General features: G+C 38.8%; 12 protein-coding genes and 2 pseudogenes. 2 read left to right on the top strand and 12 right to left on the bottom strand.

All coding sequences use genetic code 11. The features are described from left to right. The first annotated feature begins 18 nt into the window (after window positions 1-18). On the top strand, window positions 19-558 hold the full coding sequence (locus tag ACSVDH_RS07085; RefSeq protein WP_439249028.1) for a substrate-binding domain-containing protein: 540 nt from the start codon (window positions 19-21) through the stop codon (window positions 556-558). On the opposite strand, the gene ACSVDH_RS07080 is transcribed toward ACSVDH_RS07085, so the two are convergent. The 12 genes and pseudogenes from ACSVDH_RS07080 to ACSVDH_RS07025 form a co-directional block, all read right to left on the bottom strand. Beyond that, window positions 488-1096 carry an ABC transporter ATP-binding protein gene (locus tag ACSVDH_RS07080; RefSeq protein WP_439249027.1) on the bottom strand — a complete coding sequence of 203 codons (609 nt, stop codon included), beginning with the start codon at window positions 1094-1096 and terminating at the stop codon, window positions 488-490. The genes ACSVDH_RS07085 and ACSVDH_RS07080 overlap by 71 nt on opposite strands. Beyond that, window positions 1086-2009: an ABC transporter ATP-binding protein gene (locus tag ACSVDH_RS07075; RefSeq protein ID WP_439249026.1), complete on the bottom strand. Its 924-nt coding sequence runs from the start codon at window positions 2007-2009 to the stop codon at window positions 1086-1088. The genes ACSVDH_RS07080 and ACSVDH_RS07075 overlap by 11 nt, the downstream gene beginning before the upstream one ends. Window positions 2010-2061: 52 nt before the next feature. Next, window positions 2062-2919 carry an ABC transporter permease gene (locus ACSVDH_RS07070; protein ID WP_439249025.1) on the bottom strand — a complete coding sequence of 286 codons (858 nt, stop codon included), beginning with the start codon at window positions 2917-2919 and terminating at the stop codon, window positions 2062-2064. Next, complete coding sequence (locus tag ACSVDH_RS07065; RefSeq protein WP_439249156.1) at window positions 2916-3893, bottom strand: ABC transporter permease; 978 nt, start codon at window positions 3891-3893, stop codon at window positions 2916-2918. The genes ACSVDH_RS07070 and ACSVDH_RS07065 overlap by 4 nt, the downstream gene beginning before the upstream one ends. 25 nt (window positions 3894-3918) lie before the next feature. After that, on the bottom strand, window positions 3919-5529 hold the full coding sequence (locus ACSVDH_RS07060; protein ID WP_439249024.1) for an ABC transporter substrate-binding protein: 1611 nt from the start codon (window positions 5527-5529) through the stop codon (window positions 3919-3921). A 127-nt stretch (window positions 5530-5656) separates the two neighbouring features. Beyond that, entirely contained in the window at window positions 5657-5794 is a 138-nt protein-coding gene (locus ACSVDH_RS07055; RefSeq protein ID WP_439249023.1) for a CopG family ribbon-helix-helix protein, read from the bottom strand. A gap of 474 nt (window positions 5795-6268) precedes the next feature. Then, window positions 6269-6346, bottom strand: a pseudogene (locus ACSVDH_RS07050) (hypothetical protein); the annotation flags it as partial. 128 nt (window positions 6347-6474) lie between these two features. Beyond that, complete coding sequence (locus tag ACSVDH_RS07045) at window positions 6475-7359, bottom strand: VOC family protein (protein WP_439249022.1); 885 nt, start codon at window positions 7357-7359, stop codon at window positions 6475-6477. Window positions 7360-7832: 473 nt separating this feature from the next. Next, window positions 7833-8009 (bottom strand): annotated as a pseudogene (locus ACSVDH_RS07040) (molybdopterin-dependent oxidoreductase); the annotation flags it as partial. A 31-nt stretch (window positions 8010-8040) separates the two neighbouring features. After that, a complete protein-coding gene (gene sdhB, locus ACSVDH_RS07035; protein WP_439249021.1) occupies window positions 8041-8802 on the bottom strand; it encodes a succinate dehydrogenase iron-sulfur subunit in 762 nt (253 codons plus the stop codon). Beyond that, the gene (gene sdhA / locus ACSVDH_RS07030; protein ID WP_439249020.1) at window positions 8802-10565 is read right to left on the bottom strand and encodes a succinate dehydrogenase flavoprotein subunit; all 1764 of its coding nucleotides are present in this window, start codon (window positions 10563-10565) and stop codon (window positions 8802-8804) included. Before sdhA ends, sdhB begins: the two co-directional genes overlap by 1 nt. A 32-nt stretch (window positions 10566-10597) precedes the next feature. Then, window positions 10598-11206, bottom strand: a complete 609-nt coding sequence (locus ACSVDH_RS07025) for a succinate dehydrogenase cytochrome b558 subunit (RefSeq protein WP_439249019.1) — start codon at window positions 11204-11206, stop codon at window positions 10598-10600. Window positions 11207-11393: 187 nt separating this feature from the next. Between ACSVDH_RS07025 and ACSVDH_RS07020 the strand changes: the two genes are divergently transcribed. Next, a complete protein-coding gene (locus ACSVDH_RS07020; protein WP_439249018.1) occupies window positions 11394-12272 on the top strand; it encodes a LysR family transcriptional regulator in 879 nt (292 codons plus the stop codon). Window positions 12273-12432: the final 160 nt, after the last annotated feature.

Here is a 12432-nt window from a genome sequence, read left to right as displayed (position 1 = left end):
CTTTTTTAAGTCTTTAATATGTTAAAGAAAGAATTAACCAGACTTGAGCAAGAACAAGCGTCTTCCACAATTTTATTATTAGGAACAAATTTAACGCCTGAACAAATCAGCATAGTATCAACTATTCAACGAAATTTAGTTGTTCTCGATACTTGCTATGAAACGTTGAATATCAATTTTATCGTGATGAATAATGTCCATGGGGCATATTTAGCCGGAAAGCATCTTATTGAATTAGGACAAAGTGAAATTGGTTATATAGAGTCCAATTCAAGAATGTATAATTTCGATATGAGAAAAAAGGGGTATTTACAATCACTAAGTGAACATGGAATAGAAATTAAGAAAGAGAATGTATTTTCACTTTCCCCAACAATGATTTTTTCCCAGGATGTATTTATAGAAAAGATAAAAAAGCGTACATATAATCTTCCTACAGCTTTGTTTTGTGAAGCAGACTATATGGCAATTAGTCTGCTTCTATGTTTTATGCATTTATATTATTTAATTCAATCACTCGATGACAAAGTCTTTGAATCAGCCTGGTTTCATGACTGACAACAACGATTCCCATCCCCCTCTCTTGGGCAACTTCCAGAACAGCATGCCAGATTTGAGCTTGTGTGTTTGCATCGAGCATTGTTGTCATTTCATCTGCAATGAGAAAACGAGTTTTTGGTCCCAATGCTCGGGCCACACAAATTCGTTGCAGTTCTCCTCCTGAAAGCTCGTTTGGCCACCGTGTTAGCCATTCCTGCTCAATCCCTAATAATGCTAGTAGGTCTTTATCTGGTTTCCATCCTTCGTTAAGAACCTTTTCCATCTTCCAACGTGGATTTACTGCTTTTTCCGGATGTTGAAATACTAGTTGTACAGGAAGATAACCTTTCTTTGGCAATAGAGTTCCATTTACGGTAATCCTGCCCTCGATAGGCTTCTCTAACCCTGCTAATATCCGACAAAATGTTGTTTTTCCGCTTCCGCTTGGTCCTGTAAGACCAATAATTTCCCCTGGCTCGAGGGTTAAATTGATCCCTTTAAACAACCATGGACCATTGTCAAAACGAAAGCCGATGTTTTTTGCTTCAAGTTGCATGGATACACCTCACCATTCCATTTCGAAGATTCCGCATTTCTGGTTGAGCGTGTCCACATTCAGGAGTTGCTTTTTCACAACGCGGTTCAAATAAACATCCAGATGGTAAAGCACTTGGATGCGGTTGTGAACCTGGAATAGGAATAAAGTCATTTTGAGGTAATGCCCTCCATAAGGCTTTACTATACGGATGTCGTAATGCTTCGCCATCGCCAGCAAAATTATCTGCAGGTGCTACCTCCACGATGGTTCCTGCATAAAATACAGCAATCCTATTGGCAATAGGTAAGACTGAGTCAATATCATGGGTTATTAGCATAACCGCACATCCCTTGTCAGCAAACTCCCTAAAGTTATCTAACGCTTCTTTAATGACAACTGGATCAAGCCCTGGTGTAGGCTCATCTGCAATAATTACGTTTGCTCCGCTTACCATCGCCGTTGAGAGAAGTGCTCGTCTCGCCATCCCTCCAGAAAGCTGAAATGGGTACATCTTCTCAACATGCGGGCTTAGATGATAACGTGCAAACACCTCTCGTTGTGCCGCCACTGCATCACCTTGATTCACAGACGTACGCACTTGATTTCCTACACGCATGAGAGGGTCTAAGTAATTTACTGATTGTGGCACAAGGGCAATGTCTTTACCGCGTAGTAAAGTTTGCCGTTCAACGGAAAGTTCTTTTCCATTATATTTAATGGTTCCACTCATGGTTGCATTGCTTGGAAGTATTCCGAGAATAGCATGAGCCAGCAGACTTTTCCCTGAACCGCTCGCTCCCACAACAGCCAGGATTTCTCCAGCTTCAAGATTAACATGTAAATCTAAGATTACTTTATGATTTTTCTGTTTTAAACCAGTTGTGTATTGTTTAAAAGATATCGATAAATTTTTCACTTCAAGAATGGACATATAGTAACTCCTCACAATCCTATTATGGTGATTGTTCCTTATCATTAAATGTTTATTCGTGAGCTCTAGTAGGATCCATTATTGTCCGAAGGTTTTCCCCAATCACATCAAATGTCCGAACGATTAACAGTAAACAAAGTCCTGGAAAAAAGGCAAGCCACCACATACCTGAAGACAAATACCTCATGGATTCTGACAGAATAATACCAATAGCTGGTTCATGCGGAGATAAACCTAAGCCTAAAAATGTTATGGCCGCTTCATGTAAAATTGCATGAGGGAATAGTAACATAAAACCAACTAAGATTTGTGGAACTAAATGTGGAAGAAGATGATGCAAAGTTATCCACCAACGTGATTTTCCCATTTTTTGAGAAACTTGCACAAATTGTGCTGTACGAATCTGCATTACTTCTGCCCTGATGATACGTGCAAGACTTGGCCAATGGGTTAATGCAATCCCAATAACAATTCCTTTAAATCCTCCGCCTAACGCAAAGGAAATAAGAATGAGGGTTACAAGATGCGGCACACTAAGAAAAAGGTCGATTAGCCATGAGATCAGACGATCTGCGGCTTTTCCCATTGTTGCTGCAGCTATCCCTAAGATTAGAGCAATTGACGCACTGCCTATAGCTCCAATCAATCCTACTCCCATACTTAAAGAAAGTCCCATCATCGTTCGAGTAAACATATCTCTTCCTAACCAATCCGTACCAAAGAGATGCTCTAGAGAGGGAGAGGCATTTCTCTCGTTAAGATTCGTTACAAGTTTCCCTTCATCAAGCAAAATACTACCTATTAAAATACTCACTAAGAAAACGATGGCAATGAGAATCATAAGAAGCGCCCTCTTTCTTCGATTCAAAGTAAAAGATCTACTCTTTTTTTCTTTGAGACTAGTACTCATATCCCCCTCTCCTCTCTTGTTCTTGGATCCACTACATGATAAATCAAATCAGCCACTAAATTTCCTACAAAAACAAAAATAGCACTAAATATCACTAATCCTAATAAAAGAGGAACATCTCCCCTCAAACCCGCTTCTACTGTAGCCTGTCCAAGCCCTGGATAAGAAAAAACTTGCTCGGCAAGTACTGCCCCGCCAAACAATTCACTGAAAGCAGCAAATTGTAAAGTAATTGCCGGTAAAGCAATATTCCTCATGCCATGTCTCCAGAACAATACGAAACCACGTTCACCTCTTGCCCTCGCGAACAACACATAGTCACTATTAAGAACATCTATCAACTTCTGGCGCGTATGTAATGCAACATTAGCAACGCCAATAATACTAAGTGTGATGGCTGGAAGCATGAGATGCTTTATTCGATCTCCAAGTGTGACATTTTCGGTAAGAACGCCAGTTGGAACCCCCAACCCAATTGGGAACCAGTCTAGCCACACGGCAAAAACCATAAGCATAAGAAGTCCCATCCAAAAGGCAGGAGTTGATGCGAGTGTGTAACAGTACCATTTAATGATTCGATCCACCCAAGTGCCTTTTTTCATCGCTGAAATAACACCCAAGGCAAAACCTATTATTCCTGATAAAACCCAGGCTGTAAGCATAAGAGCAAGAGAATGAAAGAACCGTTCACTAATAATTTCTGAAACCGGACGGCGGAAAATCATTGAAGTCCCCATGTCACCTGTAAGCAACGCGGATCCCCAATTTAAAAACTGCACCATCATTGGTTGATTCAATCCCCAATACTCAGCAATCTTCTCCCTTTGCTCCGGTCCTACATTTAACATATCTGCGCCAATATAGGCACGAACGGGATCAATAGGTGAGTGCTTGATTAACAGAAAGGAAATAAAACAAATGGCAACCAATAAAGTGGTCATTCTTATCCCTTTCAATAAAAGAAAAATTCCCAGCTTTCTATATCTACTTTTCCACACCTTACTCAGTCCATTTCCATTCTTCAATATTGTTTGTTACAGGCCAACCATGCCCATGAGGCTGGATTCTTTGTTCTCCAATATCAAGTCCCTCTTTTACTAAGTACAAATGATCAATGTTCACTAACCATGCCCAAGGAGCGTCCCCTTTTGCGCTTAACCCAGTCGTACCATCCCATTGTGCTTTTTTCCAATACTCCATTGCTTCATTTGAATCTGTTGCCGTTAGAGCCTTTTCAAAATATTCATCTACTTTTTTATTTTTATAAAATCCCGTATTATAGTAATCCACCCCTGCATATTTGCTGCTGTATACACTATACATTTCGTGAGGGTCGTGACTTCCCCATCCCATGAGTACTGCATTTGAAAACATCTTCTGTTCAATCGTATCCCAACTCGCTCCCTCTACTTTTATGGTTATCCCCAAAGGCTTGATCATGTCTGCAACAGCTATCGCAAGGGATTGTCTGATTGTATCTTCCGCTGGATAATATAAACGAAACTCTGCTTTCAATGTGCCTTTTTCTAAAATTCCATCATCATCTGCATCCTTCCAACCAGAGTCCTTTAATAAGGCTTTGGCACCTGCTACATCTGCATCTTCAAAAACAGTCTCCGGGTTCCACCAAGGTAAGTTATCAACAGAAGAGTAAGCTTTTGATCCATACCCTTCCAGCACACCGTCAATCAGTGCTTGTCTATCGACGGCAATATTAATCGCATGACGAATTGCTGGATCAGCTGTCACATCATTGCCAATTGGTAAACCATCTTTCGTTACATCCCCTGATTTCACGTATGGAAACACAATTCCCCGATTATCTACCGATTTTACTACTTCCAGCTTCATGCCAGGTACTTCCTGCTTACTAAATGAAGCCGAAATAGCTGCGACATCAACTTCTCCTGCCTGAGCAGCAGCAAATGTAGCATCTTCACTTAAGAATAAAAAAGTGATTTTTTGAAAATAAGGTTTTTTATCATAGTATTTAGGGTTGGCCTTTACAATAAGCTGCTGTCCTTTATCCCATTGAACAAGTTGATAAGGACCTGAGCCAATAGGCTTTTCTGCGTAATCTTTTCCATAGGCATGTTTTGGGACAATCCCTGTTACAACTAAAGAGTTAATAAATGTTGATTGTGCTTCCTTAAGCGTAAATTTTACGGTAGTATCATTTACTGCTTCCACTTTCCGCAATACATTAAGATCGACCACTGACCCGTTTTGCAGTGCTGTGTCGAATGTGAATTTAACATCATTTGCCGTTAATGGTTTTCCATCTGAAAATTGAACATCATCACGCAAAATAACCGTCCAAACCTTTCCATCTTCACTCACTTCGTAACTTGTTGCAAGATCATTGACAATATTAAGATCATCATCCCTTTTTAATAATGTACTTTGGAATAATGGTGATCCGTAACGTCCCCAGCCGGTCGTTGGATCAAACCCTGTATCAGGCTCTCCTTGAACAGAAAGCACAAGCTCGTCGTTTTTTTGCTTTTTATTTTTATCACTACTCTGACTGCCATTTGATTGTGTGCAGCCTGCTAACATACTAGAAAAGACGAAAATTAATACGATAAGTCCAAACCTTTTCTTAATCATGAGTATTCTCCTTTATTACTATTTACAATGCTATACTTTATCCTTTACTAAACCTTTCGTACAAAGTTGTACACGTATTGAAAGGTACTTTTGATCATTTTAAAAAGGAATAAGCTTTATTTAACCATCACACCTGTTCTACCGGTGCGACTGTAAACTTTCCATATGCCACGCCTTTTAAACTCAACAGTTTATTGCTGAGCTGCTTAATTTCTTTTACTTTTCCTTTTACAACAATAAGGTCGAGGCAGCTTTCGTGATCCAAATGGTTGCAATGATTAAATCATGCACACTATGCTGAAATCACTTAAATCCAAGCTACTTGAATTCTAGCATGAAAAGAGAGCTAGCAAAATAGAAAAGAACATTTAACTAATTCTGCATTCGGTTAATCAGAATGACTTCATTATGTAAGGTTTCTGATCATAACCTTACATGATTTATCTATCTAACTATCTAACTATCTATAGTTAAATAAAGAAAACTCACCGACTGGCGAGCCTGAAAGGTGAAGCGTGATGCATAGTTGCACTGATACTTTATACTTAAAATTGGCCGCTACGTCGAATTTCCATCTTCGCTGCTAAAAGTGCAAAAAACACTAGAAACAGTAGTTTTACTGCCTCTAGTGTTTTCTGCTTGATGATCCGAGAGGGATTCGCCCCCGGCCTCGCTTTACCCTTTTCTATCGATTTACATATAACGCATGATCCACTGACGAAGAACGTTGTTGAGTTTTTCAATATTTGATTCGATAATCCGACGGAGTCATTCCAGTTTTCTCTAAAAAAATTCGACTAAAATGAGAAGTGTGTTTAAATCCAGCATCTTATCCGACTTCTGAAATTGATAGGTTTATCATACCAGGAGGTGCAGCGCTTTTTATATGCGTTGTTTAATTACGGGCTTACACTATAGTTATGTTTTTTCTGGCATTGATGGGCTTTATTTTTCAAAACGAGCATTTTCCAATGCAGCAATATCAATTTTTTTCATCTTGAAGAGCTCCTCAGTAACTCTCTTGATTTCAGCTCTTGACCCTTTAAACATGACCTCATCCATGTTTTCCGGAACAATCTGCCATGAAACGCCAAATGGATCCTTTACCCATCCGCATTGTTCTGCCTCAGGTTCTGCAGAAAGCTTATCCCAAAAGTAATCAATCTCTTGTTGATCATTGCAGTTTATCATGAGTGAAAATGCTTCGTTAAAATTGAAATTTGCGTCGAAAGCATTATCCATTGCTGAAAAATGAATACCACTAAGATTGAAACCAGCATAATTCACCTTTGCCTTTGGTGACGCCGCTTCTCCTTCTTCATATCTGCTGATTGTCCCTATTCCTGAATCTTCAAATATTCCCACGTAGTACTTTACTGCTTCTTCAGCTTTCCCGCATGAATCACTTGAAAAAAGAAAATTCGGGGTAATCTTTTGTACCGTTTGTTCTTTGTCGATAAGCATCAACTGCCAAGACAACCCAAATCGATCCTGAACCCAACCATACCACTTACTAAAAGGATATTCACCCAGTGGCATTAATTCGGACCCGCCTTCAATGAAAGCATTCCATTTTTCATTTACTTCTTCTATCGAAGAACATGCCACCATCAAGGAAATCGATGGATTAAATTTAAAGTAAGGACCTGCACTTATCGCATCGAATTGTTGTCCAGCCAATTCAAAGCTCACATATTCCGCGTCTCCAGAAGGAGTATTTTCAAGAACTGTCACATTTAAAAGTTTCGAATCGTCAAATAAACGGGTGTAAAACAAGGCGGCTTCTTTCGCTTCTTTGTCATACCATAAATGCGGAACTATTTTTTGCATAGTGGTCTCCTTACTCTTACTTTATTTACCAGCATTCGTTAACTATTATACTCATTAGACACCACACTCGCAAATAAGAGAAAAGGGGGCGTCTAACCCTCAGTTACACTAAAAACAAGGGGACGAATTTTCCGATTTTTACACATTTCGGGTATTTCGTGTCTATTATCTATTATGGACCTCTTTTAGTAGGAGTAACTGCTCAGCTAAACGGTATTACAAATAACGGTGTGTTCTGTCTTATTGCTCTATTTATTCTTGGTTTTCTTATTTTAAGCCGAATACCGGAACCAAAATCTGAAATGTAACGTGGCGATTAATACTTTTATCGTAAAATAAAAAGGATACCGGCGATTAACCAATATCCCTACTACTATTCAAATAACCTAGTTCACCCATGCATCTTGAGAGTATCCTCGTTTTTCCCAATATCCGTTATGTTCATAATCAATTACCTCAACTCGGTTCAACCACTAAACAGACTTGTAAGCATACATTTTTGGTACGATCAAACGAACAGGTCCACCATTCTTTTCTGTGATTAATTCTCCATCTAACACCTTTACAACGAGAGAAAGACAATTTGTTGTACAGGAAGCATTGGAGATCTCATTGTGCTTTGTAATATCCAATTTCCAGTCATTCACACCAAATTAACATACACTCTCTCCCATTATGGATTTACACTTGATCGCTTCCGAAGAAATTACGGAAAGATTGAATAGCTGTGTCACGATTTAAGGCAGCAATCGATGTAGTCAATGGAATTCCCTTTGGACATGACTGAACACAGTTTTGAGAATTTCCACAATTTGCAAGTCCACCATCACCCATTATCGCTTCAAGACGTTCTGATTTATTCATTTCTCCTGTTGGATGTGCGTTAAACAGGCGCACTTGAGATAATGGAGCAGGGCCGATAAAGTTCGATTTACTATTTACATTCGGACATGCCTCTAAACAAACCCCACATGTCATACATTTTGATAATTCATATGCCCATTGACGTTTCTTCTCTGGCATACGTGGACCAGGTCCTAAATCATACGTGCCATCTACAGGAATCCAAGCTTTTACTTTCTTAAGAGAATCAAACATCCGTTTACGATCAACCTGTAAATCACGAACAACAGGGAACGTACGCATTGGCTCTAGTCGAATTGGCTGTTCTAACTGATCGACTAGGGCCGTACATGATTGACGAGGTTTACCATTTATCACCATTGAACATGCTCCGCAAACTTCCTCAAGACAGTTCATATCCCAATTGATTGGAGTTGTTTTTTTACCTTCTGCATTAACAGGGTTGCGTCTGATTTCCATCAATGCTGAAATAACATTCATGTTCGGACGATAAGGAATATCGAATGTTTCCTGATAAGGGGCAGATTCGGGCGATTCTTGTCGGCTGATAATAAATTGAACTACTTTATTCTCGCTCATTATTTATCCCCCTTTTTACTTTTTGAATAGTCGCGTTTACGTGGTTTAATTAACGATACATCAACATCATCGTAATGGAATGCAGGAGCGGTACGATCACCGATATGTTTAGCCATTGTCGTTTTTAAGAATTCTTCATCATTTCGATCAGGAAATGCCGGTTTATAATGAGCACCTCGGCTCTCGTTTCGATTGTAAGCTCCAAGTGTTACAACACGAGAAAGCTGAAGCATGTTTTTCAATTGACGCGTGAAAGCTGCACCTTGGTTACTCCATTTCGCCGTATCATTAATGTTAATGTTATCAAAACGTTCAATCAGTTCTTGAATTTTCTCATCTGTTTTAAGAAGTTTGTCATTATGTCTTACAACAGTAACGTTATCAGTCATCCATTCCCCTAGCTCTTTGTGAAGAACATATGCATTTTCATTACCATCCAAGCCCATAATTTGATTCCATTTCTCTTCTTCCTGTTTCACATAACCATCGAAAAGTGTTGAAGAGAGATCCTCGGCATTCTTATCAAGGCCATTAATATATTTAACTGCATTTGGACCAGCTACCATTCCACCATAGATTGCTGATAGTAAAGAGTTCGCACCTAAACGGTTGGCACCATGCATTGAGTAATCACACTCACCAGCAGCAAATAATCCAGGAATATTTGTCATTTGGTCATAGTCCACCCATAATCCCCCCATCGAATAGTGGACCGCAGGGAAAATTTTCATTGGAACTTTACGTGGATCGTCACCCATGAATTTTTCATAAATTTCTATAATTCCGCCCAATTTAATATCAAGCTCTTTTGGATCCTTATGAGATAAATCTAGATAAACCATGTTTTCTCCATTGATACCTAGCTTTTGTTCAACACAAACGTCAAATATTTCACGTGTTGCAATATCACGTGGAACAAGGTTTCCATATGCAGGATATTTCTCTTCAAGAAAGTACCACGGCTTTCCATCTTTATATGTCCAAACTCGTCCCCCTTCTCCCCGAGCAGATTCACTCATAAGACGAAGCTTGTCATCACCAGGTATTGCAGTAGGATGAATTTGAATAAATTCTCCATTTGCATAATAAACACCTTGCTGATATACAATTGAAGCTGCAGAACCAGTGTTAATAACTGAGTTTGTTGATTTTCCAAAGATAATGCCAGGTCCGCCTGTTGCCATAATAACAGCATCAGAACGGAAGGATTCAATTTTCATTGATGCCAGGTTTTGTGCTGTAATTCCACGACAAACACCATCATCATCAATAACAGCACCTAAGAATTCCCAACCTTCATACTTGGTTACAAGGCCAGCAACCTCATAACGTCGAACCTGTTCATCCAACGCATAAAGCAGCTGTTGACCAGTTGTTGCACCGGCAAATGCGGTACGGTGATGCTGTGTACCACCAAATCGGCGAAAATCAAGCAATCCTTCCGGAGTACGGTTAAACATAACACCCATTCGGTCTAATAGGTGAATAATAGCAGGAGCTGCCTCCGTCATCGCTTTAACTGGCGGCTGATTTGCCAGAAAATCCCCGCCATATACCGTATCATCAAAATGTTCCCATGGTGAATCTCCCTCCCCTTTTGTATTTACAGCCCCATTTATTCCTCCCTGTGCGCATACAGAGTGAGAACGTTTAACAGGTACTAATGAAAATAAATCTACTTGAACGCCGTCTTCAGCGGCTTTGATCGCAGCCATTAAACCAGCTAATCCGCCTCCGACCACAATAATTTTACTTTTACTCATGAAGCCCACTCCTTTTTATAGCTATTGCTGGATTAGACGAATGCAAATATTGCTCGAACTCCCACGATGGTAAGCGCTACAAATATTGCAAGCGTAACATACGTGGAAATAACTTGTGAGCGAGGAGTAACAGTGATTCCCCAGCTAACTGCAAATGACCATAACCCGTTAGCAAAATGGAAGATTGTTGAAATAACGCCAATTAAATAGAATACAAGCATAACCGGACTGCTTAATATGGAAGCCATCATATCATAATTCACTTCAGCTCCAAGCGCAGCAGCTATTCTCGTTTCCCAAACGTGCCAAGCAACAAAAATAAAAGTAATAATGCCTGTTACACGCTGTAACATAAATAGCCAATTTCGAAGAAAACCATAATTGCTTACATTGTTTTTAGCAGTAAAAGCAATGTAGACTCCATAAATAGCATGGTATAAAAGCGGAAGGAAAATGATCACAATTTCCAAAAGATACCTAAATGGCAGCATCTCCATAAAATGTGCTGCTTCATTAAATGCTTCTGGCCCTCTTGTAGCAAAGTGATTGACTACAAGGTGCTGAACTAAAAAAAGGCCTACAGGTATAACACCAAGTAATGAATGCAGTCTACGATTTAAAAATTCCTTATTTGCTCTCAAACATTATTCCCCCTTTGGAAAAGAGACTAGTTTTGGTCTAGAAAAATTCATTTATTAGAGTATTTTTGAAATTTTCTATACTTTATCATATAGTTGAGGTATTATAATGTCTAATTTATTATTTGCATAGTTTTCATGCATTTTAATTATGAATTGTGCTTTTTAATGATTAAGAGGTGATCCTGAAATGGAATGGCAACAAATTGAGTATTTTCGAGTTGTAGCACGTTTACAACATATAACACGTGCTGCAGAAGCCTTACTAATCTCTCAACCTGCTCTTAGTAGATCTATTGCTAAATTAGAAGAAGAATTAGGTGTTCCATTATTTGAACGTCAAGGACGTTCCATTAGACTAAATAGTTATGGTCAATTATTTTTAAAGCGGGCAGACCGAATAATGAAAGAATTTCAAGATGGCAAGCAAGAAATCCATGATTTACTTGATCCGGATTATGGAAATGTTTCATTTGGATTTATGCCTACCCTTGGTACTTATCTTATTCCTAACTTAATCAGTTCCTTTCGCGCTAATTATCCAAATATTAATTTTCAATTCAAACAAAATGGAAACGATTTGCTCCTTAATCAATTAGAGTCTAGTAAAATTGATTTTTGTCTAGTTTCTTCTATAGAATCAAAAGATCAATTTCGTTGGGTTCAATTATGGAAAGAAGAATTATTTTTAATTGTTCCATCAAAACACCATTTAGCAAAACATGAAAGTATTTCTATCCATGAAATAGCTAATGAACCATTCGTGCTCTTAGAAAAAGGAAATGGGCTGCGTGGAATTACTGACCAACTATTTGAGGAGGCAGGTATAAGGCCAAAAATTACATTTGAGGGTGAAGAGGTCCACACGATTGCAGCTTTTGTAGCTGCCGGACTTGGTGTTACAATCATACCCGAATTCAAAGGAATAGATTGGGATCATATAACTCGGATACGATTACGCGCTCCGAATATCCAGAGAGTAATTGGACTTGCTTGGGTAGAAGGAAGATACCTATCACCAGCAGCAAAACGATTTCAACAATTCATCTTAAATTATTTTAAAAAATAATTTTATTAACGTTTACTAACCAATACGGCAAAGATATAAGGTTAATGAAAAGATATTCTATTCAATGAAACTCGAATAGAATATCTTTTCTTTTACATTCCTTTTCTACGTTTTCTTAAGGTACTAATAATACTTTAATCGCTGATTTATTTCGATTCAT

Source organism: Metabacillus sp. Hm71 (assembly GCF_051842955.2).
Lineage (GTDB): Bacteria > Bacillota > Bacilli > Bacillales > Bacillaceae > Metabacillus.
Note: the sequence above shows the minus strand (reverse complement) of the source record. Positions and strands in the feature narration are given on the sequence as shown.